Source organism: Stenotrophomonas sp. YJH_SMC_17, assembly GCF_059371655.1.
The window spans coordinates 643,591-666,181 of sequence record NZ_JCAFUU010000001.1 but is presented as its reverse complement, the minus strand read 5'-3'; the positions used below and the strand labels follow the sequence as shown (position 1 = coordinate 666,181).

Sequence of the window (22,591 nt, the reverse complement as noted above, 5' to 3'; positions counted from 1 at the left end):
CATGTCTCCTGCCGTTGTCCTTTCGCCGCGCCCGCTGGCGCTCGCCGTTGCCGCCCTGCTGGCGGGCAGCGCCCTGACCGCCCGGGCTGAAACCGACGCCACCGATATCGACACGGTGCATGTCACCGCCTCGCAGATCGCCCGCCAGGCACTGGGTACATCGACCATCACTGCCGAGGACATCGCCAAGCGCCCACCGGCCAACGACATCGCCGAACTCCTGCGCACCATGCCGGGCGTCAACCTCACCGGCAACAGCGCCTCGGGCCAGTACGGCAACAACCGCCAGATCGATCTGCGCGGCATGGGGCCGGAAAACACCCTGATCCTGGTCGACGGCAAACGCATCGGCGCACGTGACGCCGTGCGCATGGGCCGCAGCGGCGAGCGCAACACGCGCGGCGACACCAACTGGGTGCCGGCGGAGATGATCGAGCGCATCGAAGTGCTGCGCGGCCCGGCGGCAGCGCGCTACGGCTCCGGTGCCTCGGGCGGCGTGGTCAACATCATTACCAAGCGCCCGACCGGCGACCTGACCGGTGCAGTCGATCTGTACGGTCTTGTGCCCGAGCACAGTGCCGAAGGCGGCAGCGAGCGCGTCGGCCTGCAGTTGAGTGGCCCGATGACCGACACCCTGTCGTTCCGCCTGTACGGCAACCTCAACAAGACCGACGCCGATTCGCTGGACCTCAACCGACGGTACGCCACCAACCCGAACGCGGTACCGCCGGCCGGCCGCGAGGGCGTCAAGAACCGCGACGTCAACGCGCTGCTGCGCTGGGACGTGACCGCCAACCAGGTGGTCGAGTTCGAAGCCGGCACCAGCCGCCAGGGCAACATCTATGCCGGCGACCGTGCGGTCAGCACCACCGGTACCTCGACCGGCGTTGACCTCGCGGCACTGGCTGAAGGCGAAGCAGAGACCAACCGCATGTACCGCAACAGCGGCGCGATCACCCATCGTGGCCGTTGGGGCGACGTGACCTCGCGGGTGACGGCTGCGGTGGAAGCGGTGAACAACTCGCGCATCAACGAAGGCCTGGCCGGTGGCCCGGAGGGCAGCTTCAACGGCACCGACTGGTCGACCTCGCGCCTGCGCAATTACCAGCTGGACGGTGAAGTCAGCTTCCCGACCACGCTGGGCGGGGCCGAGAACATCTGGACGCTGGGCTTTGAATACCTCGACAGCCGCCTGACCGATCCTTACTCGATGAGCCAGTCCAGCAGCAGCGGCGGCGGCTTCCCGGGGCTGTCGGCCGACCGTGCCCGCGGCAAGGCCGATGCGCAGACCACCGCCGTATTCGTGGAAGACAACATCTACCTGGGTGAGCGCTGGATCGTCACTCCGGGCCTGCGCTTCGACCACCACAGCCAGTTCGGCAACAACACCAGCCCCAGCCTCAATGTTCAGTTCCGCATCAACAGCGACTGGGTGGTGAAGGGCGGTATCGCGCGTGCGTTCAAGGCACCGAACCTGTACCAGTCGAATCCGGACTATCTGTACTACACCCGCGGCAACGGTTGCCCGAATGCACTGCCGAGCCTGGGCGCCGGCTGCTACATGCGCGGCAACGCGGACCTGAAGGCGGAAACCAGCCTGAACAAGGAACTGGGCATCGAGTGGTCGCCGCAGAGCGGCTGGCAGGCGTCGTTGACCTACTTCCACAACGACTACAAGGACAAGATCCAGGCCGGCTACGACCAGATCGGCCTGACCGCCGATGGCCGCGGCCGCATCTTCCGCTGGGAGAACGCACCCAAGGCGATCGTGCAGGGGCTGGAAGGCAACCTGGTGATCCCGCTGCTGGGTGAGCAGGGCAGCCGCCTGAAGTGGAGCAACAACTTCACCTACATGGTCGAGAACGAGAACAAGACCACGCGCCAGCCGCTGTCGGTGATCCCGAAGTACACCGTCAACACCATGCTGGACTGGCAGGCCACCGACAAGCTGTCGCTGCTGCTGACCGGTACGTTCTACGGCAAGCAGGAACCGGCCACCACCAACATCAACAACGACCCGCGCTGCACCGGCACGTGCGATCCGTCGGTGGCGCTGCAGGATCGCGGCGCCTACAACATCTGGGGCGTGAGCGCGCGCTACAAGGTGACCGATACGGTCAGCTTCGGTTTCGGTGTGAACAACCTGGCCGACAAGCGCCTGTTCCGCGAGGCCAACAGCAGCGATGCTGGTGCGGCGACCTATAACGAGCCGGGACGCGCGTACTGGGCCAGCCTGCGATTCGGGTTCTGACCCCAGGCCGGCGTCGTTCCTCTTCGGTCGCCATGCCCCGCGTCATCGGTGGGTCGTGGATTCTGCAATGTTATAAATACCGTGATAGTTTCCCCACGGCCGCCAGCGTAGCCTGCCTCCATCGCAAAGGAGCTGTTGCCATGGGCCACGACCACGATCACCTGCCATCCGAGATCCGCCATGAGAAACCCTTGTGGTGGGCGCTCGGCCTGACCTGCACCTTCCTCGTTGTCGAGGTGGTGGGCGCGTTCTGGACCAACAGCCTGGCGCTGCTGTCCGACGCGGCCCACATGGCCACCGATGCACTGGCGCTGATGATCGCGCTGATCGCGGTGCGGCTGAGCCGGCGCCCGCCGGATGCGCGCCGCACCTACGGCTATGCACGCCTGGAAGCGCTGGGCGCGATGTTCAACGGCGCGATGCTGTTCGTGGTTGCCGGCTACATCCTGTGGGAAGCCGTCGGGCGCTTCAGCAAGCCGCAGGAGATCGCCTCCACCGGCATGCTGGTGATCGCCTCGGCCGGCCTGGTCATCAACCTGATCTCGATGCGCCTGCTGCAGGCCGGCAGCGGCGAGAGCCTCAACGTGAAGGGCGCCTACCTGGAAGTGTGGGCCGACATGCTCGGTTCGGTGGCGGTGATCGCCGGTGCGGTGCTGATCCACTTCACCGGCTGGAAGCCGATCGACCCGATCCTGGCGGTACTGATCGGCCTGTGGGTGCTGCCGCGCACCTGGGTGCTGATGCGCGAGGCGATCAACGTGCTGCTGGAAGGCGTGCCCAAGGGCATGGACGTGGCCAAGGTACGCGACAGCCTGTCGGGGCACGACGCGGTACTCGATGTGCATGACCTCCATGTATGGGCGCTGGCGTCCAGCACGCCTGCGCTGACCGCGCACATCGTGATGCGCGACGGCACCGACGCCGATGCGCTGCGCCGTGAACTGGGTGGTCGCCTGCATGATGATTTCGGCATCGAGCATGTGACGTTGCAGATCGAGGCCGACCACTGCGGCGAAGCCTGCGGTGAGCCGGCGCCGATCAAGGGCGGTGAGCACGAAGGCCATGAGGGTCACGACCACGGCGAGGATGCGCAGGGCCATCGCGGTCACGTGCATCGTTGAATGGGAAGTGCGGGCCCGTGGTTCGAGCGAAGGCTGACGGGCGAAACCGATCGGGTGAAACCGCTTGGACGAAACCGGACGGGCGAATCCGCCTGGGTAGAGTCGACTGTTAGTCGACTGCTCTTCCGCGAAGTCGGGACAAAGCCCGTGCTGCGCGCGTGAGTCAACTGACAGTCGACGCTACCCAATCGTCCCGACGCGACCCCTCAGGCTGCATCCGTCCAGGCCGGCAGCGGTCATTCGTCCCGACGTGAAGCCAGCCGATCCGCCAGCCGGGTCGGCTCCGGCAGCCGATAGCCACGCAGCGTGCGCTGAACCCAATCCAGCGCGGAATCGGCACTGACCCGATGGCCACCGGCCACGAACAGCGGCTTGCAGCGCACCTTGCTGCGCAGCACCCAGCCCAGCTGCTCATCGCCGTCCAGCAGTGGCGTATGCGCGCCCACTTCGGCGCCCGGCTCGATGAACTGGCCCACCAGCTTCGACTTGGCTACACCGATGCTCGGCAGGTTGGTGACAACACCCAGATGCGCGGCCACGCCCAGCCGGCGCGGATGGCTGATGCCGTGGCCGTCGACGAACACCAGATCCGGTGTGCGTGGCAGCAGTGCCAGCGCGGCCAACAACGCTGGCAGCTCGCGGAAGCTGAGCAGGCCGGGGATGTACGGCATCACCGTGGGAATGCGCGCTATTTCCTGCGCCAGGGGCTGCAATGTCTTCGCATCCAGCATGACCGCTGCGGCGCGGGTGGTGGCACCGTTGTCCTCGAAGCCCACATCCAGGCCGGCCAGCCAGCGCACGTCTTTGGGCAGGCGGTCCTGGCGCTCCACGCGGCTGGCAAGCTGGGTCTGCTGCGCGCGGGCAGCGGCGACGCTGCCTTCCCAGCGCCCGGGGTCGATCACCGTATTCATTGGCTGCAGCATCGCATGCGCGGCGCCACGGCCCGGTGAGCGGCAGCCGGGGCTACAATGGCGGCCTGCCTTTCCTCGCGTTGGAGACCCTGCAGTGACCCGTAAACTCGTACTGTTGCGCCATGGCCAGAGCCAGTGGAACCTGGACAACCGCTTCACCGGCTGGGTCGATGTCGACCTGACCGAGCAGGGGCGCCGGGAAGCGGCCGCCGCCGGTCGCCTGATGCGCGAGGAAGGCCTGCAGTTCGACGTCGCCCATACCTCCGTACTGAAGCGCGCCATCCACACCCTGCAGGGTGCGCTGGCCGAGCTGGAGCAGGACTGGCTGCCGGTGAACAAGTCCTGGCGCCTCAATGAGCGCCACTACGGCGGCCTGCAGGGCCTGGACAAGGCCGAGACCGCCGCCAAGCACGGCGAGGAGCAGGTCAAGGTGTGGCGCCGTTCGTACGACATCCCGCCGCCGCCGATGGAGCTGGAAGATCCGGGCCACCCGATCCATGACCGCCGCTACGCCGGCCTGGACCGCAACGCGCTGCCGGGTACCGAATCGCTGGCCACCACTCTGGATCGCGTGCTGCCGTACTGGCACGACGCGATCGCGCCGCAGTTGAAGGACGGCAAGACCGTGCTGGTCACCGCCCACGGCAACTCGCTGCGCGCGCTGTACAAGTACCTCAACAATGTCTCGCGCGAGGAAATCCTCGAGCTGAACATCCCGACCGGCATCCCGCTGCTGTTCGAACTGAACGACGACCTGACGGTGCAGTCGTTCCGCTACCTGGGCGACCCGGAAGCGGCGCGCAAGGCCGCCGAAGCCGTGGCCAACCAGGGCAAGGCGAAGTAAGAAGCAGAAGGCCGGCGCATGCCGGCCTTCGCTTTTTGTAGAGTTGAGCATGGCTAGACGCTACAGGGCAGGTCCCTGTGACCTTTGGCCGGTCCCCAGCGTCGCTCCCCCGGCTACCCTGTGAAATTACCTGCTGGAGAGCCTCATGAACGTCCGCAACCTGGTCCCGCTGGGCCTGACCATCGCCATCGCTGCCTCACTGGCGGCCTGTGGCAAGAACGAAACCGCCCCGGCGGCCAGTGCCGACGCCAAGCCGGCCTTCGACCTGTCGCAGATCAAGACCCCGCTGATTTCGCTCAACAGCGCCGACCTCGATCCCGCCATTTCGGCCTGTACCGACCTCAATGGCTTCGTCAACAGCAAGTGGCTGAAGGCCAACCCGGTGCCGGGCGATCAGACCACCTGGGGCAGCTTCGAAATCCTGCGCGAGCGCTCGCTGGAAGTGCAGCACGCGCTGGTGCAGCAGGCCGCGGCCAGCCAGGCCAAGACCGGCTCGGTGGAAGCCAAGATCGGTGACATCTGGAAGACCGGCAACGACGAAGCCAAGATCGAAGCCGCCGGCCTGGCGCCGCTGCAGCCGCAGCTGGACAAGATCACCGCGCTGAACGATACCGCCGCCATCACCCAGTACCTGCGCGACAGCCAGGCCGAGGGCAAGGGCGTGCTGTTCTCGCTGTTCGCCAATGCTGATTACAAGGATTCGGCCAACGTCATCGCCTACGTCGGCCAGGGCGGCCTGGGCCTGCCGGAGAAGGGCTACTACTTCGACGACGCGCAGGCCAAGATCCGCGATGCCTACGTGGCCTACATCGCCCAGGTGCTGACCCTGTCCGGCGTGGACGCTGCACAGGCCGCCGAGCAGGCCAAGGCTGTGATGGCCTTTGAAACCCGCCTGGCCAAGGCCTCGATGTCGCGCATCGAAATGCGTGACCCGGCCAAGCGCTACAACCCGCTCAGCGCCGCAGACGCCGACAAGCTGACCCCGAACTTCAGCTGGACTGCGCTGTTCGACACCCTGAAGGTGCCGGCCGCGCAGAAGTTCTCGCTGGCGCAGCCGGGCTTCTTCGGTGAAATGGACAAGATGCTCGCCGATGTGCCGGCCAGCACTTGGCAGGCGTACCTGCGCTTCCACACCATCGACGATGCCTCGCCGTACCTGAGCAGCCAGTTCGAGAAGGCCAACTTCGATTTCTACGGCACCACCCTGCGTGGCCAGAAGGAAATGCAGCCGCGCTGGAAGCGCGTGCTGGAGTCGGTCAACGGCGGCATGGGTGAAGCCCTGGGCCAGCTGTACGTCGACGCCGTGTTCCCGGCCGAATCCAAGGTGGCCATGCAGCACCTGGTGGAAAACCTGTCGCAGGCGCTGAAGGTGCGTCTGGAGCAGCTGCCGTGGATGGGCGAAGAAACCAAGAAGAAGGCACTGGAAAAGTGGGCCAGCTTCACCCCGAAGATCGGTTACCCGGACAAGTGGCGTGACTGGGCGGGCCTGCAGACCAACGGTGACAGCTACCTGGGCAACATGCAGGCGGCGCGTGCGTTCAACTACCGCTACATGCTGGACAAGATCGGCAAGCCGGTGGACAAGACCGAGTGGGGCATGACCCCGCAGACCGTCAACGCGTACTACAACGCCACCAAGAACGAGATCGTGTTCCCTGCGGCGATCCTGCAGGCACCGTTCTTCGACGCCAAGGCCGACCCGGCGCTGAACTACGGCGGCATCGGCGCGGTGATCGGCCACGAGATGATGCACGGCTACGACGACTCGGGCAGCCAGTTCGCCGCCAACGGCAACTTCGACAACTGGTGGACCGACGCCGACCGCAAGGCCTTCACCGAGCGTACCGACCAGCTGGTCGCACAGTTCGACGGCTACGAGTCGGTGCCGGGCGTGTTCGTGAAGGGCAAGCTAACCCTGGGCGAGAACATCGGTGACCTGGGCGGGCTGACTGTGGCCTACGATGCGCTGCAGATGGCGCTGAAGGAAGACCCGAAGGCGAATGTCGAAGTCGATGGCCATACCCAGGACCAGCGCTTCTTCATGAACTGGGCCACCGTGTGGCGCCGCAATTTCACCGATGGTGAGCTGCGCGTGCGCCTGAACACCGACCCGCACGCCCCGGCCAACTTCCGTGCCAACGGCGCGCCGTCGAACATGCCGTCCTACGCCGCTGCATTCCAGTGCAAGGCCGGCGACGCGATGGTGCGTGCCGACGACAAGCGCGTGGTGATCTGGTAATCGATCGCACGTGATGCGTGATGCAGAAGGCCCGGCGAACGCCGGGTCTTCTGCTTGCCGGCACGATGGCGCCAGGTCGGTAGAGTCGACCGTTGGTCGACTATCGCGCGTAGCGCGGGATTTTGAGAGATGACGGAAGCGCAGTCGTCCATCCGGGCAGATGACACCCGGTCGGTAGAGTCGACTGTTAGTCGACTATCGCGCGTAGCGCGGGATTTTGAGAGATGACGGAAGAGCAGTCGACTAACAGTCGACTCTACCGGCAAGTCGGTCGGCGCCTCAGCCGCCGTGTCCGCCAGCAAGTCGGTCGGCACATCAGCCGACGCGTCACCTCACGTCCAGGAAAAACTCACGCCAGTGCCGGTTCCCGCGCCAGCATGCTATGAAAGCGCTGCAGCACGTATGGGTCGATCAGTCCACCCGACTGATCTTCGATGATGCGCATCGCAGTATCGTGTTCCATTGCGGCGCGGTAGGGACGTACGCTGGTCATCGCGTCATAGGCATCGACGACGGTCACGATGCGCGAACCCAACGGAATCGCGTCACCACGCAGCCCATCGGGATAGCCACTGCCATCGTACGCTTCATGATGGGCGCGGATCAGCTGCGCGACCGGTACGGCATCGCTGCGACCGGTGGCGAGGAAGATGTGCTCACCGCGCACCGGATGCTCTCGCATGATCGTGCGCTCTTCATCGGTGTGCCGGCGCGGCGTCAGCAGCACCTCGTCGGGAATGCCGATCTTGCCGATGTCGTGGAAACGCGCGGCCAGGCCGATCTGCGAACAGGCATCGTCGTCGAGATCGCAATAGGCGGCCAGACGCTGCGCGAGCAGGCCGACGCGGTCACAGTGGTGGCGGGTGTAGGCATCGCGCATCTGCAGCGACATCGAAAGGGCATCGATCAGGCAGGCCTGCGCGTGCAGCAGGTCGGGGGCGGGTACGGCGTCAGGAAACATGGTCATCGGCCCGCACCGGGTGGGGCCGGTGCGGGGTATTCGGGGGCGATCAACCCGGGGCGAGGGTGGTCAGAAGGGCGCGGGCCGCGTTGAAGCGGTCTTCCGGCAACGGCAGCGGATGCTTGATGCGCAGCTTGTCGGGCCCTTCCATGGCGTAGAGATTGGGTTGCTTCTGGATCAGCTGGATCACCGCCATCGGGTCGATGTTCGGCTTGGACTCGAACACGATGCGGCCACCGTTCTCGCCCAGGTCCAGCTTGCGGATGCCCAGCGTGTTGGCCTTTAGCTTCAGCTCGGCGATGGCGAACAGGTGCTTGGCGGCATCCGGCAGGAGGCCGAAGCGGTCGATCATCTCCACCTGCAGCTCGCGCAGCGCATCGCTGTCGCGCGCGCTGGAAATGCGCTTGTACAGGGTCAGGCGGGTGTGCACGTCCGGCAGGTAGTCTTCCGGGATCAGTGCCGGCACATGCAGTTCCACCTCGGCACCGCGCACCTCCTCGCCGGCATCCAGGTCGGGCAGCTTGCCCTGCTTGATGCTGCGCACCGCGCGTTCCAGCAGCTCGGTATACAGGCTGAAGCCGACCTCGGCCATCTGCCCGCTCTGGTCCTCGCCGAGCAGTTCACCGGCACCGCGGATCTCCAGATCGTGGGTGGCGAGGGTGAAGCCAGCGCCCAGTTCGTCCATCGAGGCGATTGCTTCCAGGCGCTTCTCGGCGTCGGGGGTGATCGCGCGGCGGTCAGGGGTGATCAGGTACGCGTAGGCACGGTGGTGCGAACGGCCCACGCGGCCACGCAGCTGGTGCAGCTGGGCCAGGCCGAAGCGGTCAGCGCGGTTGATGATGATGGTGTTGGCGTTGGGGATGTCGATGCCCGACTCGATGATCGTGGTCGACAGCAGCACGTTGAAGCGCTGCTTCTGGAAGTCCAGCATCACCTTTTCCAGCTCGCGCTCCGGCATCTGCCCGTGGGCGATGCCGATGCGTGCTTCCGGCACCAGCTCGAACAGATCGCGCTGCATACGGCCGATGCTCTCCACGTCGTTGTGCAGGAAGTACAGCTGGCCACCGCGCGCCAGCTCGCGCTGGAAGGCTTCGCGCAGCAGTGCGTTGTCCCACTGGGTGATGAAGGTCTGCACCGCCAGCCGGTTCGGCGGCGGCGTGGCAATGATCGACAGGTCGCGCAGGCCGGCCATGGCCATGTTGAGCGTGCGCGGGATCGGCGTGGCAGTCAGCGTCAGCAGGTGCACGTTGGCGCGCAGCGCCTTCAGTGCTTCCTTCTGGCGCACGCCGAAACGCTGTTCCTCGTCGACGATGACCATGCCCAGGTCCTTGAACTTCACGTCCGGCTGCAGCAGGCGGTGGGTACCGACGATGACGTCGATGGTGCCGGCGGCAACCTTCTCCAGTTCGGCCTTGATTTCCTTGGTGGTCTTGAAGCGCGACAGCACCTCGACCTTCAGCGGGTAATCGGCGAAGCGGTCGCGGAAGTTGCGGTAATGCTGTTCGGCCAGCAACGTGGTCGGCACCAGCACGGCCACCTGTTTGCCGGCACTGGCCGCAGCAAAGGCGGCGCGCACGGCCACTTCGGTCTTGCCGAAGCCGACGTCGCCGCAGACCACGCGGTCCATCGGCTGGCTGCTGGCCAGGTCGCGCAGGGTGGCGTCGATCGCGGCCAGCTGGTCGGGCGTTTCCTCGAACGGGAATCCGGCAGCGAACGGTTCGTACATCGCGCGGTCCACCTGCAGCGCCAGGCCGGCACGCGCCTGGCGACGGGCCTGGATCTCCAGCAGCTCGGCAGCGACGTCGCGTACCTTCTCGGCGGCCTTGCGCTTGGCCTTGCTCCACTGCTCGCCACCCAGCGAATGCAGCGGCGCGGTTTCCGCCGAGGCGCCCGAGTAGCGGCTGATCAGGTGCAGCTGGGCGACAGGCACGTACAGCCGGTCACCCTTGGCATATTCGATTTCGAGGAATTCGCCGGGCATGCCGCCGACGTCCATCGCGATCAGGCCCCGGTAGCGGCCGACGCCATGGTCCTCATGCACGATCGGTGCGCCCTCGGTCAGTTCGCCGAGGTCGCGGATGATCGCTTCCGGCTCACGGCCGGCACGGCGGGTGCGACGGGTGCTGCCGGCGCGCTCCGGGAACAGCTGGCGTTCGGTCAGCACCGCAATGCGCGGATCGTCCAGCGCGAAGCCATCCTCCAGCGGCGCCACCGCGATCGCAAAGCGCGCATCGTCGGCGAGGAACGCGGGCAGGTCGGCCACCACCGGCGGTTTCAGCTCGGCGGCCTGCAGCACTTCCAGCAGGGCTTCGCGGCGGCCGGGCGAATCGGCGGCGATCAGCACGCGGCCCGGGTAGTGGCCGAGGAAGGATTTCAGTGCATCGCCGGCCGGTGCGTCGCGCGCGGCCACCGGCAACGGCGGCAACGGCTGGTCGCCCAGCGGGTGGGCGTCGGCGATGCGTGCGTGGTCAGCAGCCCACACCTCGATGCGTGGGGCGTCGTTCAGGCGCTCGCGCAGCAGCTCCGGCGACAGGTACAGCGCCGACGGCGGCAGCAGCGGCCGTTCGACGTCGTGGCGGCGCTGTTCGTAGCGCTCGCCGGTCTGTGCCCAGAACGCCTCGGCGGCTTCGCCGGCGCCGGCGCAGACCACCGGCAGGCTGCCGTCGGGCAGGTAGTCGAACAGGGTTGCGGTGCGTTCGAAGAACAGCGGCAGGTAGTACTCGACGCCGGCCGGGGCCAGCCCGGACTTCAGGTCCTGGTACAGCGCGCTGCGCCGGGTATCGACATCGAAGCGCTCGCGCAGCGTGGCCAGCACGCGGGCGATGCTGGCCTCGTCCATCGGCACTTCGCGGCCGGGCAGCATGTGCACCGCCTCGACCTTGTCCAGCGAACGCTGGCTTTCCGGGTCGAACGCACGGATCGAATCGATGTCCTCGTCCAGCAGTTCCACCCGCAGTGGCTCGTCGGCGCCCATCGGGAACACATCGAGCAGGCCGCCGCGCACGGCGAAATCACCGGGGTCCATCACCTGCGGCACGTTGCGGTAACCGGCGCTTTCCAGGCGGCGCTTCTCCGCTTCCAGATCCAGGCGCTGGCCGACCTTCAGGTCGAAGCTGCCACCGATCACGTAGCTGCGCGGGGCCAGCTGCTGCAGCAGGGTCTGCACCGGCACGATCACCAGACCGCGCTTCAGCGTGGGCAGGCGGTGCAGGGCGGACAAACGCTGCGAGATGATGTCCGGATGCGGGCTGAAGCGGTCGTAGGGCAGGGTTTCCCAGTCCGGGAAGGCGACCACCGGCAGGGCCGGGTCGCCGCCGAGCAGGGTGTGCAGGTCGGCTTCGAGCTGGTTGGCGCCGTGGTTGTCACGCGCGATCACCAGCAGCGGAGCGTCGTGCGCACGCGCGGCCTGGGCCAGGTACCAGGCCAGGGCGGTCGGCGAGGCGGGGGCGCGCCACCAGGCGCGGAGCTGGCCGGCACGCGGCAGCGGCGGGGCGGGGTATGAGGTACGCGACATGGACCCTGGATTTTAGCAGAAGCCCCCGCCGGGCCCATGATCGTGACGTGAGCGGGGTGGCGCGGGGCCATGCCCGGCGAGCGCAGCGGTTGAATCAACGTGGCCGGCCAGGGGCCGGCGCTACCGTCAGTTGTCCAGCTCCAGCACCATCCGCACCAGGCCTTCGGCACCGGTCGGGTGCGGCACCGGCTTGAAGCCCAGCGAGGCGGCCAGCTGCTTCATCGGCTCGTTCTCGGCGGCAACGTCGCCGTACAGGCGGTCCAGGTACTTGCCGCGGCCCCACTTCACCAGCTTGCGCATCAGCTGCCGGCCCAGGCCTTGGCCAATGAGGAAGCGGCTGATCAGGATCGCGTACTCGGCTTCACGGGTACCGGGGATGATCGAGGCCCGGGCGACCGCGCCGACCACCGCTTCGCCAGCCGGCAGGGATTCGGCAGCGACCAGAGTGATCTCGGTCTTGGGATTGGGGTGGGTCAGGCGCTGGGTGGTTTCCGGCGACAGCTCGGTCACCGCCTGCAGGAAACGATCACGGATTTCTTCCGGCCCGAACAGGCTGAACGCCGCTTGCAGCGGTGCGCCATCTTCCGGGCGGATGGGGCGGATCAGCAGCTCGTGGCCGCTGGGAGCCTTGAAGATCTCATGCCAGGGCGGCATGCGGTTGCGAGTGGCCATACCGGGTGATTCCTTGGTGGTCCATCGATTGTGGCATCACCGGGGCTGCATTCCGTGAACGGAAGGCTCACGGCGGTACAGCCTCGTGAAGGCCGTTATTCGGGGGCTTTGAGCCAATCCAGGCGGGTGCTGGCACCGGGCTCGCCCAGGTGCTGGCGCAGCGCCGGCAGGGCCGGGCCGACCACCCGGTCGAACTGCCAGGGCGGGTTGAGCAGCAGCATGCCACTGCCGTTGAGGCGCAGCGGCGAGTCGTCCGGGCGCACCAGGAACTCGATCGTCATCGCCGATTTCACCGGCAGGGCAGTGGCCTTGCGCAGGAAATGCAGGATGGTGCGGCGCTGCTTGATCGGGAACCAGACCGCACAGGTGGCCTGCGGCCAGCGTGCCAGGGTCTCGGCCAGGGCGGCCAGCACCGCCTGGTACTCGGCATCCTGGGCTTCGTAGGGCGGGTCGATCAGCACCAGGCCGCGGCCGATCTTGCTGCCGTTGAACTTCGGCGGCAGCAGCGAACGCAGCAGGGCATAGCCATCGCCCGCCCGAACGTCGACGCGGCTGTCATGGGCGAACAGGGCCTTCAGCGTGGCCGTTTCGGCTTCCTGCAGCTCGCAGACCGCCATGCGGTCCTGGGGGCGCATGGCCTGCGCGCTCAGCAGCGGCGAGCCCGGATAATTGGTCAGCGCGCCCACCGGGTTGTCGGCCTGTACCGCCTTCAGATAGCGCTCGACCACCTCCGGCAGCTTGGGTTGGGCCATCAGCCGCATGATCCCGGATTCGGCCTCCAGGGTCTTGCGACTCTCTTCGCTGGCCAGCAGGTAGCGGCCGGCACCGCCGTGGGTGTCGAGCACGAAGAACGGGCTGTCCTTGCGCTTGAAGCTGTCGATCAGGGCCAGCTGCACGATGTGTTTGAGCACGTCGGCGTGGTTGCCGGCATGGAAGGCGTGGCGATAGTTCATGGGCGGCAGTGTACGGGGCGGCGGCCGCAGCGGCTATGCTGCGCGCCATGACAGCTCCTGTTGCCCATGTCCTGGTGGTCGAGGACGAAGCCGCCATCGCCGAAACCGTGCTCTATGCGCTGCGCAGCGAGGGCTATGCCGCCAGCCACTGCCTGCTGGGCGGCGAGGCCCTGCAACGGCTGCAGGCCGGCGATATCGACGTGGTGGTGCTGGACGTGGGCCTGCCCGACCTGGGCGGCTTCGAGGTCTGCAGGCGACTGCGCGCGCAGCCCGGGCCGGCGGCGCAGCTGCCGGTGATTTTCCTGACCGCCCGCAACGACGAAGTGGATCGCGTGCTCGGCCTGGAGCTGGGCGCCGACGACTACATGACCAAGCCGTTCTCGCCGCGCGAACTGGTGGCGCGGGTGCGTGCGCGCCTGCGCCGTGCGTCACCGGTGGTGACAGTACCCGGCGCTGACACCGGCTGGCAGGAACACGGTGCGTTCGCCATCGACCGTGAGGGGCGGCGCATCCGCTTCCGCGGCCAGACGCTGGATCTCACCCGCTACGAGTACGCGCTGCTGGAAGCGCTGCTGCAGCGCCCGGGCGCCATCCTCAGCCGTGCCCAGCTGATGGACCGTGGCTGGGACAGCAGCGCCGACAGCGCCGACCGCACCGTTGATACGCATGTAAAGACGCTGCGCGCCAAGCTGCGCGCGGCCGGTGCCAGCGATGACCCGATCCGCACCCACCGTGGCCTTGGCTACGCGCTGGAGACCTAGCCGATGCGCCTGGTATTGAAGCTGTTCCTGGGCTTCTTCCTGATCACCGGCATCGCCGCCTTCTTCGTGATGCGCGTGTTCGTCAACGAGGTGAAGCCGGGCGTGCGCCAGGCAATGGAGTCGACCCTGGTCGATGCGGCGAACGTGCTGGCCGAGATGGCGGCCGCCGACGTCAAGGACGGCACCATCCGCAGCGGCAGCTTCACCCGCAACCTGGCCAAGGCACGCCAGCGCGACCTGAAGGCGATGGTCTGGCGCTTCCCGAAGCGCTCCCTGGATTACCGGGTGACCATCACCGATGCCCAGGGCATCGTCATCTACGACTCGCTGGGCCGGGACCTGGGGCGCGACAATTCGCGCTGGAATGATGTGTACCGCACGCTGCGCGGTGAGTACGGCGCCCGCTCCAGTCCGGAAACACCGGGGGTGGACGGCGATACGGTGATGCACGTAGCGGCGCCGGTGTACGACCCGGCCGATGGACGCACGCTCATCGGCGTGCTCAGCCTGGCCCAGCCCAACCGCAGCATCGATCCGTTCATCGCCGCCAGCCAGCGCGCCATCATCGAACGTGGTGCCTGGCTGATCGGCTTGTCGGCGCTGGTCGGTGTGCTGGTGACGATGTGGCTGACCACCGGCCTGGGCCAGCTCAGCCGCTATGCGCGCGCGGTCACCGCCGGTGAGCCGGTGCCGCCGCCACGGCGGCGACGCGACGAGATCGGTGAACTGGGCCAGGCGCTGGAAACCATGCGCCGCAAGCTGGAAGGCAAAGCCTATGTCGAGCAGTACGTGCAGTCGCTGACGCACGAGATGAAGAGTCCATTGGCGGCGATCCGCGGTGCCGCCGAACTGCTGCAGGAGCCGCTGCCCGAGGCCGATCGGATGCATTTCGCGCGCAGCATCGTCGACCAGCAGGAGCGGCTGACCGAGACCATCGACAAACTGCTGGCGCTGGCTGAAGTGGAGCAGCACGGTTGGCTGCAGACCCGCGACCCGATTGCATTGCCAGTGCTGCTGGCCGACGCGGCCGCTGCCGCGCAGGTGCGCGCGCAGGCGGCGGGCGTGCAGGTCCGCATCGGCAGCGTGCCCGACCTGCAGGTGCAGGGCGACGGTTACCTGCTGCGGCAGGCGCTGCACAACCTGATCGACAACGCGATTGCGTTCTCTGCGGCCGGCGCGGAGATCGCGTTGCAGGCCGAGGTGGATGGTCAGGGCGTGCACCTGCAGGTCGCCGACCGCGGTGCCGGCATTCCCGACTATGCACGCGAACGGGTGTTTGAACGCTTCTATTCGCTGGCCCGCCCCGGCAGCGGACGGCGCAGTTCCGGCCTGGGCCTGCCGTTCGTGCAGGAGGTTGCGCGCCTGCATGATGGTCGCGCCAGCGTCGATGCGCGCGACGGCGGCGGTACCGTCGCCAGCCTGTGGTTGCCGCTGGGTGCACCAGGCCAGCGCCCCCGCCGCTGACTTCACACTCGCTTCAAATTCGCCACACACCCTGCTCACTGCAGCGGTCCATCCTGCAGCCCTCTCCAACGAGGATGGACCATGAAATCCCTGAAGATGCTGCTGCGGTTCGCCATTGTCGGCGGGCTGATCCTGCTGCTGCTGATCCCGCTGACGATGATCCGCGGGGTCATCAACGAACGCAGTGCGTACCGCGATGAGGCCTTCTCGCGGGTGGCCGACAGCCGCGCCGGTGCGCAGCAGCTGGTCGGGCCGGTGCGGGTGGTGCCGTGGGTGGAGCGCAAGCAGGTTGAACTGGTCGATCCGCAGGGCATCAAGAAGACCGAGGTGCAGGTCACCGAGGGGCACTGGTTGCAGATGCCGGCGTCGCTGGAGGTGGGCGGTGAGATGCTGCCGAGCCAGCGTGAGGTCGGGCTGTTCAAGGTGCCGGTGTACAGCTGGAACGGCCAGATGAAGGCGACGTTCGCCGAAGACGACTATCCGGTGAAGGCCGGCCGCAGCTACGGCCAGCCGTATGTAGCCGTGGGGATTTCCGATGTGCGTGGCCTGGTCGGTACGCCGAATCTGCGCGTGGACGGCAAGCAGCTGCGGCTGCTGCCCGGCGTGGGCGCTGCCAGCGAAGTCGGCCGCGGCCTGCATGCACCGGTGGCCGGTTTCGCCGAAGACCACGGCGGCACGCTGGCCGCCAGCACCGTGGAGCTGGAACTGCGCCTGGACGGCAGCCGCATGTTGTCGGTGGTGCCGGTGGGCGATGACACGCGTATCGCGCTGCGTTCGAGCTGGCCGCACCCGTCGTTCAGCGGGGCGTTCCTGCCCAATGAGCGACGCGTTGATGCACAGGGTTTCGATGCCCGCTGGGCCGTGTCCTCGCTGGCCTCCGACGCACAGCGACAGCTGCGCAATGACGGTTCGGTCGATTCGCAGGCAGTGACGGTATCACTGGTCGATCCGGTCGACGCTTATACCCAGGCCGATCGCGCCTCGAAGTACGGCGTGCTGTTCGTGCTGCTCACCTTCGTCGGCTTCATCCTGTTCGAACTGATCAAGTCGCTGCGCATCCATCCGCTGCAGTACCTGATGGTGGGCCTGGCGCTGGCGATCTTCTTCCTGTTGCTGATCAGCCTGTCCGAACACATCGCGTTCTGGAAGGCCTACCTGGTATCGGCGGTGGCCTGCATCGGCCTGCAGGCAGTGTACCTGGCCAACGTGCTGGGCCACTGGAAGCGCGGCCTCGGCTTCGCTGCGCTGCTGACCGTGCTGTACGGCGCGCTGTATGGCCTGCTGGTGTCGGAGAACAACGCGCTGCTGATGGGCTCGCTGCTGCTGTTCGTGATCCTGGCGCTGGCGATGTGGGTGACTCGCCGGGTCGACTGGTACGCGCTTGGCGCGGAACTGAAGTAAGGAGTACGTCATGGGCTGGCGCCAGGGATTGCGGCAACGGGCACGGCAGGGCATTCCGGCCCTGCTGGAAGTGGACGCACTGCTGCAGGCACATGGCGTGCTGGCGGCCCTGCCGGGGGCACGGATCGCCCCCGGCCTGGTCCGCTTCCAGCTGGCTGCGGTGACCTGCGAGGGATTGCAGGGGCAGGGACTGCGCTGGCTGCAGGACGCGCGGCAGGGACGCGGCGCGGTGGCCGGCCGGGTGCCGCGCTACCGGCCATGGAAGGCCGGGGCGGAGGCGCTGGCCGAGATCGGCATCGGCGGCCTGCCGGATGACTGGCCGGCACACGCGTCGGTGTATGGCTGCAGCAGCATCGATCGGCGGCATTGGTTGTTGTTGCTGCCGGAGCGGGCGCAGTTGTGGTTGGGGTGGAGTGGGTGATCGGGTTGTTCATCCACGCAGGGCGTGGATCTACTGCTGTCCATGACCGATGGGACGGTATCGGCGCGCCCCTGCTGGCTAGACTCGACGGGTTGATGATCGAGCCGAAGGGCAGGGGTGCGAAGTGCCGAAGTGGGGCGTGCTGGCCGTAGCGCTGGCGATGGGTGGCAATGCAATGGCGCAGCAGCGCGAACCGGTGGACCTGGACATGGTCAGCCGCATCCGCCAGGAGGCCTTCCACCGTTCGCAGGTGATGGACACCTTCAGCTATCTCACCGAACGCATCGGGCCGCGCCTGACCAATTCGCCGGCGATGGGCCGCGCCAATGCGTGGACCCGCGGCAAGTTCAACGAATGGAAGCTGGACAACGTCCACGACGAAGCCTTCGACGATTTCGGGCGCGGCTGGGAGTTCACCTCGGCCAGCGTGGAGATGCTGGGTGATCGCGTGCAGCCGCTGCATGCACTGCCCAAGGCCTGGACGCCGGGCACCCAGGGCCCGGTTGAAGGCGAGCTGGTCCAGGTCCAGATCAAGAAGCCCGAAGACCTCGAGAAGTACCGTGGCAAGCTGCGCGGCAAGATCCTGCTGCTGGGCGAGGCGCGCGAGTACAAGCGCGGCACCGAGGCGGATTCGCACCGCCACGACGCCACCTCGCTGGAAGGCCTGCAGGAATTCACCCTGCCCAAGGACAAGGACGCCACCGCCGAGCGCGCCAAGCGGGTCAAGGAGTACCAGGAGCGGCAGGCGCTTGCGGCCAAGGTCAACGCGTTCTTCGTCGAAGAGGGCGCGCTGGCCTCGATCAGCATCAGCAGCTGGGACAACGGCATCATCCGGGTTGCCGGTGGTGGCTCGCGAAAGGCCGGCGAGTCAGTGGGCATCCCCGAGCTGGCGATGATCAGCGAACACTTCAATCCGCTGGTACGCGCGCTGGACGCCAAGCAGACCGTGCGCCTGCGCGTGGACGTGGCCGCGCGTTTCACCGACGAGGCCAACCAGCCTGGCTACAACACGCTGGCCGAGATCCGCGGCAGCAGCAGGCCCGACGAAGTGGTGATGATCGGCGCGCACCTGGATTCGTGGCACAGCGGTACCGGTGCGGCCGACAATGCCGCCGGCGTGGCGGTGATGATGGAGGCGATGCGCATCCTCAAGGCCACCGGCGCCAAGCCCAGGCGCACCATCCGCGTGGCGCTGTGGAGCGGCGAGGAGCAGGGCCTGATCGGCTCGCAGGCCTATGTGGCCAAGCACTTCGGCCAGTTCCCGGAACCGACCGACCCGGCGCAGAAGGCGCTGCCGGCCTCGCTGCGCGAGCCGACCGGTGCATTGCAGAAGACCCGCGATTACAGCAAGTTCCAGGTCTACTTCAACATGGACAACGGCTCGGGCCGCTTCCGGGGCATCTACGCGCAGGAAAACCTGGCCGCGATGCCGATCTTCGAAGCCTGGCTGGCACCGTTCCATGACGTGGGCGCCACCACCGTGGCTACCCGTAACACGGGCAGCACCGACCACATCAGCTTCGACCGCATCGGCCTGCCGGGCTTCCAGTTCATCCAGGACCGGCTGGACTACTTCACCAACGTCCACCACAGCCACCTGGATACCTGGGACCACGCCGAACCGGAAGACCTGAAGCAGGCCGCGGCCATCGTCGCCTCGTTCGCCTACAACGCGGCGATGCGCGAGCAGTCGTTCCCGCGCAAGGCTGAACCGCAGCCCTGAAAAACCTGGCGGGAGGGGCGGGATGCGTCCGCCCCTCCTTGCCTTTCCGGGGCTGGTGGTAAAATCGGGGGATTCCCGTTCCCCGAGCCCTCCATGATCTGCCGCACCCGCTTCGCCCCCAGCCCCACCGGTTACCTGCACATCGGCGGTGCCCGCACCGCGCTGTACTGCTGGCTGGAGGCCCGCCACCGCGGCGGCGAATTCGTGCTGCGCATCGAGGACACCGACCGTGAACGCAGCACCCAGGGCGCGATCGACGCGATCCTGGAGGCGATGGACTGGCTGGGCCTGGACTACGACGTCGGCCCGATCTATCAGACCGACCGCGTGGCCCGTTACCTGGAAGTGGCCGAGCAGCTGGTGGCCGACGGCAAGGCGTACTACGCCTACGAGACCCGCGAAGAGCTGGACGCGATGCGCGAGGCCGCCATGGCCAAGCAGGAAAAGCCGCGCTACAACGGCGCCGCGCGTGACCTGGGCCTGCCGCGCAAGGACGACCCGAACCGCGTCATCCGCTTCAAGAACCCGCTGGAAGGCACGGTGGTGTTCGACGACCTGATCAAGGGCCGCATCGAGATCGCCAACAGCGAGCTGGATGACATGGTCATCTTCCGCCCGGACGGCTACCCCACCTACAACTTCGCGGTGGTGGTGGACGACTGGGACATGGGCATCACCGAGGTCATCCGCGGCGACGACCACATCAACAACACCCCGCGCCAGATCAACCTGTACGAAGGCATCGGCGCCCCGGTGCCGAAGTTCGGCCACATGCCGATGATCCTGGACGAGCAGGGCGCCAAGCTGTCCAAGCGCACCGGCGCGGCCGACGTGATGCAGTACAAGGACGCCGGTTACCTGCCCGATGCGCTGCTGAGCTACCTGGCCCGGCTGGGCTGGTCGCACGGTGACCAGGAGCTGTTCAGCCGCCAGGAACTGATCGAGCTGTTCGACGTGACCCACTGCAATTCCAAGGCTTCGCGCCTGGACATGGCCAAACTGGGCTGGGTCAACCAGCACTTCCTGAAGACCGAAGAGCCTGCCAGCATCGTGCCGCACCTGGTCTACCAGCTGGAAAAGCTGGGCCTGGACGTGGCCGCCGGCCCGGCGCCGGAGGACGTGGTGATCGCCCTGCGCGAGCGCGTGCAGACCCTGAAGGAAATGGCCGAGAAGGCCGTGGTCTGGTACCAGCCGCTGACCGAGTACGACGAGGCCGCCGTGGCCAAGCACCTCAAGGCCGGTGCCGAGGTGGCGCTGGGCAAGGCCCGCGAACTGCTGGCGGCCCTGCCGGAATGGACCGCTGAGTCGGTCGGCGTGGCCCTGCACGATGCCGCCGCCGCGCTGGAGATCGGCATGGGCAAGGTCGCCCAGCCCCTGCGCGTGGCCATCACCGGCACCCAGGTCAGCCCTGACATTTCCCATACCGTGTACCTGGCCGGCCGCGAGCAGGCCTTGAAACGCATCGATGTGGCCATCACCAAGGTAGCAACGACCTGAGGCATCCTTGCCAGGCCCGAACCGGAGAACACGCATGCCCGCCAAGACCGCCACTGCCTGTACGGCCCCGCACCACCACGTCCATGACGCATCGGATTTCGTGGCGGTGGTCGAGCGCGTCTCGCGCGAACGCGGACTGCGCCTGACTCCGATCCGCGCCAATGTATTGAAGCTGATCGCCGAGGCCGGCAAGCCGGTCAAGGCCTACGAGCTGCTGGAGTGGGTACGCAACGGCAAGGGCGTTGGCGCTGATGCCCCGCCCACCGTGTACCGCGCGCTGGACTTCCTGATGGCCAATGGCTTCGTGCACAAGCTGGAGTCGGTGAACGCCTTCGTGGCCTGCCATCACCCCAGCAGCGCCGCGCATTCGGTACCGTTCCTGATCTGCAACAGCTGCCACAGTGCAGTGGAACTGGAAGACCGCGAGATCGTCACCCAGCTGGAAAAGCGTGCCAAGGAGCTGGGCTTCCAGCCGCAGGCACAGACCCTGGAAGTGCACGGGCTCTGCGCGCGCTGCGCGGGCTGAGCGCGAGGGGGCAGGCGGGAGTCGACTGAGTAGAGCCGACTCGGTAGAGTCGACTGTTAGTCGACTATCGCGCGCAGCGCGGGGTGTTCATGGGGGTTCACGGAAGAGCAGTCGACTAACAGTCGACTCTACCCAACCGAGTCCACCCAACCGGATCCGCCTGGTCGCAGGCTAGTCCATCGGTTTGCTTGCGGTATCCACCCGCACGATCACCGACATGCCGGGCCGCAACTCTGCCGCCAGCTTCTGGCCTTCGTTGATCGAAATCCGCACCGGCAGCCGCTGCACCACCTTGGTGAAGTTGCCGCTGGCATTGTCAGGGCGCAGCACGCTGAATTCCGACCCGGTGGCCGGGGCGATCTCCTGCACGCGGCCACGCAGCACCTGGCCCTGGAACGCGTCCACCGAGAACGTGGCCGGCTGGCCGATGGCCATTCCCCAGGTCTGGCCTTCCTTGTAGTTGGCCACCACCCACAGCGTGTCAGGCACCAGGAACAGCAGCTGCGAACCGGCCGCGACGTACTGGCCCACGCGCACGCTGGCTTCACTGATCTGGCCGTCGCGCGGCGCGTGGATCACGGTATTGGCCAGATCGATGCGCGCCAGTTCCAGCTGCGCCTGTGCGCTTTCCACCTGCGCCTCCAGGCTCTTGCGCGCCACCTGGGTCGAGACCAGGGTTTCCTCGGCAATGCGGATCTGCGCCTGCGACTGCTGCACGCTGGCCTGCGCCGAGGCCTGGGCGGTGCGGAACTTGTCGCGATCGTTGACTGACACCAGCTGCTGCGCAGCCAGTTCCTCGTAGCGTTTCAATTCATTGCGCGAACGCTGCAGTTCGGCCTGGCCAGCCGACAACGTGGCATGCGCGGAGGCGATCTGTGCGCGGTTCTGGGCCTGCGACTGGTCGGAGTTGGCCAGCGCCGCACGCGCGCTGTCCAGTGTTGCCTGCGCCTGCGCGACACGCTGTGCGTAGATGCGGTCATCGATGCGCAGCAGCGGCTCGCCTGCCTTCACGTGCTGGAAGTCCTTCACCAGCACCTCGGTCACATAGCCGTTCACCTGCGGCGCCATCACCGTGATCTGCCCGCGTACATACGCGTTGTCGGTCACCATCACCGTGCTGGTGAACGGCCACAGATGCCATGCGCGCAGGATCAGCGCGATGCCCAGCAGTGCCACCACCACCATCACCACCACGCTGCGCGCGCTGGGCTTGAGGTACTTCGGCGCCACGGCGGGTTCGACAGGCGTGGGCGCGGGAGCGGCGTCCGTCGGTGGCGGTGGGGTGACGTTGTCGTCGTCGGTGCGGGGCGGAACGGGAGGCATGGGGTTGGA

17 protein-coding genes are annotated in these 22,591 nt (G+C 67.0%); 11 read left to right on the top strand and 6 right to left on the bottom strand.

The features are described from left to right. Position 1 precedes the first annotated feature (1 nt). Together AC5P8Z_RS03130 and AC5P8Z_RS03125 are read left to right on the top strand one after the other, a co-directional pair. Positions 2-2,251, top strand: coding sequence for a TonB-dependent siderophore receptor (locus AC5P8Z_RS03130; RefSeq protein WP_495228052.1), 2,250 nt, complete (start codon positions 2-4; stop codon positions 2,249-2,251). 140 nt (positions 2,252-2,391) lie between these two features. Next, positions 2,392-3,372, top strand: a complete 981-nt coding sequence (locus tag AC5P8Z_RS03125; protein ID WP_495228051.1) for a cation diffusion facilitator family transporter — start codon at positions 2,392-2,394, stop codon at positions 3,370-3,372. Between the two features lie 236 nt (positions 3,373-3,608). On the opposite strand, the gene nfi is transcribed toward AC5P8Z_RS03125, so the two are convergent. Further along, on the bottom strand, positions 3,609-4,283 hold the full coding sequence (gene nfi / locus AC5P8Z_RS03120) for a deoxyribonuclease V (RefSeq protein WP_495228049.1): 675 nt from the start codon (positions 4,281-4,283) through the stop codon (positions 3,609-3,611). A 94-nt stretch (positions 4,284-4,377) separates the two neighbouring features. On the opposite strand from nfi, the gene gpmA reads away from it, so the two are divergent. Both gpmA and AC5P8Z_RS03110 read left to right on the top strand, forming a co-directional pair. After that, positions 4,378-5,127 carry a 2,3-diphosphoglycerate-dependent phosphoglycerate mutase gene (gene gpmA / locus AC5P8Z_RS03115; protein ID WP_005408679.1) on the top strand — a complete coding sequence of 250 codons (750 nt, stop codon included), beginning with the start codon at positions 4,378-4,380 and terminating at the stop codon, positions 5,125-5,127. A 145-nt stretch (positions 5,128-5,272) separates the two neighbouring features. Beyond that, entirely contained in the window at positions 5,273-7,366 is a 2,094-nt protein-coding gene (locus tag AC5P8Z_RS03110; RefSeq protein WP_286071378.1) for a M13 family metallopeptidase, read from the top strand. A gap of 349 nt (positions 7,367-7,715) precedes the next feature. Here the strand turns inward: AC5P8Z_RS03110 and AC5P8Z_RS03105 are convergent, their stop codons facing one another. The 4 genes from AC5P8Z_RS03105 to AC5P8Z_RS03090 all read right to left on the bottom strand — a co-directional run bounded on the left by AC5P8Z_RS03105 (position 7,716) and on the right by AC5P8Z_RS03090 (position 13,466). Continuing rightward, positions 7,716-8,333: an HD-GYP domain-containing protein gene (locus AC5P8Z_RS03105; protein WP_295565622.1), complete on the bottom strand. Its 618-nt coding sequence runs from the start codon at positions 8,331-8,333 to the stop codon at positions 7,716-7,718. 43 nt (positions 8,334-8,376) lie between these two features. After that, a complete protein-coding gene (mfd, locus tag AC5P8Z_RS03100) occupies positions 8,377-11,841 on the bottom strand; it encodes a transcription-repair coupling factor (protein ID WP_286071380.1) in 3,465 nt (1,154 codons plus the stop codon). Between the two features lie 126 nt (positions 11,842-11,967). Then, the gene (locus tag AC5P8Z_RS03095) at positions 11,968-12,513 is read right to left on the bottom strand and encodes a GNAT family N-acetyltransferase (RefSeq protein ID WP_004150340.1); all 546 of its coding nucleotides are present in this window, start codon (positions 12,511-12,513) and stop codon (positions 11,968-11,970) included. A gap of 95 nt (positions 12,514-12,608) precedes the next feature. Then, positions 12,609-13,466, bottom strand: coding sequence for a 23S rRNA (adenine(2030)-N(6))-methyltransferase RlmJ (locus AC5P8Z_RS03090; RefSeq protein ID WP_109814381.1), 858 nt, complete (start codon positions 13,464-13,466; stop codon positions 12,609-12,611). Positions 13,467-13,501: 35 nt separating this feature from the next. Here AC5P8Z_RS03090 and creB point away from each other — a divergent pair, with 35 nt between their 5' ends. From creB to AC5P8Z_RS03055, 7 genes are all read left to right on the top strand, one after another. Then, positions 13,502-14,227, top strand: a complete 726-nt coding sequence (creB, locus tag AC5P8Z_RS03085) for a two-component system response regulator CreB (RefSeq protein WP_286071381.1) — start codon at positions 13,502-13,504, stop codon at positions 14,225-14,227. 3 nt (positions 14,228-14,230) lie between these two features. Further along, positions 14,231-15,691 carry a two-component system sensor histidine kinase CreC gene (creC, locus tag AC5P8Z_RS03080; protein ID WP_295565625.1) on the top strand — a complete coding sequence of 487 codons (1,461 nt, stop codon included), beginning with the start codon at positions 14,231-14,233 and terminating at the stop codon, positions 15,689-15,691. An 81-nt stretch (positions 15,692-15,772) separates the two neighbouring features. Next, positions 15,773-17,092: a cell envelope integrity protein CreD gene (gene creD, locus AC5P8Z_RS03075; RefSeq protein ID WP_286071383.1), complete on the top strand. Its 1,320-nt coding sequence runs from the start codon at positions 15,773-15,775 to the stop codon at positions 17,090-17,092. Positions 17,093-17,102: 10 nt separating this feature from the next. Next, positions 17,103-17,513 carry a hypothetical protein gene (locus tag AC5P8Z_RS03070; protein WP_049482784.1) on the top strand — a complete coding sequence of 137 codons (411 nt, stop codon included), beginning with the start codon at positions 17,103-17,105 and terminating at the stop codon, positions 17,511-17,513. Between the two features lie 124 nt (positions 17,514-17,637). Further along, on the top strand, positions 17,638-19,236 hold the full coding sequence (locus AC5P8Z_RS03065; RefSeq protein ID WP_286071384.1) for a M28 family metallopeptidase: 1,599 nt from the start codon (positions 17,638-17,640) through the stop codon (positions 19,234-19,236). Positions 19,237-19,329: 93 nt separating this feature from the next. Next, complete coding sequence (gene gltX, locus AC5P8Z_RS03060; protein ID WP_286071386.1) at positions 19,330-20,733, top strand: glutamate--tRNA ligase; 1,404 nt, start codon at positions 19,330-19,332, stop codon at positions 20,731-20,733. 34 nt (positions 20,734-20,767) lie between these two features. Further along, positions 20,768-21,259: a Fur family transcriptional regulator gene (locus tag AC5P8Z_RS03055; RefSeq protein WP_004150412.1), complete on the top strand. Its 492-nt coding sequence runs from the start codon at positions 20,768-20,770 to the stop codon at positions 21,257-21,259. Between the two features lie 171 nt (positions 21,260-21,430). Here AC5P8Z_RS03055 and AC5P8Z_RS03050 read toward each other — a convergent pair whose 3' ends face one another. Next, on the bottom strand, positions 21,431-22,582 hold the full coding sequence (locus AC5P8Z_RS03050; RefSeq protein WP_286071387.1) for an HlyD family secretion protein: 1,152 nt from the start codon (positions 22,580-22,582) through the stop codon (positions 21,431-21,433). Positions 22,583-22,591: the final 9 nt, after the last annotated feature.

Bases quoted from the DNA above. Each gene is read 5' to 3' on its own strand.
- AC5P8Z_RS03130 (WP_495228052.1), top strand. From the start codon at position 2: ATGTCTCCTGCCGTTGTCCTTTCGCCGCGCCCGCTGGCGCTCGCCGTT.
- AC5P8Z_RS03125 (WP_495228051.1), top strand. From the start codon at position 2,392: ATGGGCCACGACCACGATCACCTGCCATCCGAGATCCGCCATGAGAAA.
- nfi (WP_495228049.1), bottom strand. From the start codon at position 4,283: ATGAATACGGTGATCGACCCCGGGCGCTGGGAAGGCAGCGTCGCCGCT.
- AC5P8Z_RS03110 (WP_286071378.1), top strand. From the start codon at position 5,273: ATGAACGTCCGCAACCTGGTCCCGCTGGGCCTGACCATCGCCATCGCT.
- AC5P8Z_RS03105 (WP_295565622.1), bottom strand. From the start codon at position 8,333: ATGACCATGTTTCCTGACGCCGTACCCGCCCCCGACCTGCTGCACGCG.
- mfd (WP_286071380.1), bottom strand. From the start codon at position 11,841: ATGTCGCGTACCTCATACCCCGCCCCGCCGCTGCCGCGTGCCGGCCAG.
- AC5P8Z_RS03095 (WP_004150340.1), bottom strand. From the start codon at position 12,513: ATGGCCACTCGCAACCGCATGCCGCCCTGGCATGAGATCTTCAAGGCT.
- AC5P8Z_RS03090 (WP_109814381.1), bottom strand. From the start codon at position 13,466: ATGAACTATCGCCACGCCTTCCATGCCGGCAACCACGCCGACGTGCTC.
- creB (WP_286071381.1), top strand. From the start codon at position 13,502: ATGCTGCGCGCCATGACAGCTCCTGTTGCCCATGTCCTGGTGGTCGAG.
- creC (WP_295565625.1), top strand. From the start codon at position 14,231: ATGCGCCTGGTATTGAAGCTGTTCCTGGGCTTCTTCCTGATCACCGGC.
- creD (WP_286071383.1), top strand. From the start codon at position 15,773: ATGAAATCCCTGAAGATGCTGCTGCGGTTCGCCATTGTCGGCGGGCTG.
- AC5P8Z_RS03070 (WP_049482784.1), top strand. From the start codon at position 17,103: ATGGGCTGGCGCCAGGGATTGCGGCAACGGGCACGGCAGGGCATTCCG.
- gltX (WP_286071386.1), top strand. From the start codon at position 19,330: ATGATCTGCCGCACCCGCTTCGCCCCCAGCCCCACCGGTTACCTGCAC.
- AC5P8Z_RS03055 (WP_004150412.1), top strand. From the start codon at position 20,768: ATGCCCGCCAAGACCGCCACTGCCTGTACGGCCCCGCACCACCACGTC.
- AC5P8Z_RS03050 (WP_286071387.1), bottom strand. From the start codon at position 22,582: ATGCCTCCCGTTCCGCCCCGCACCGACGACGACAACGTCACCCCACCG.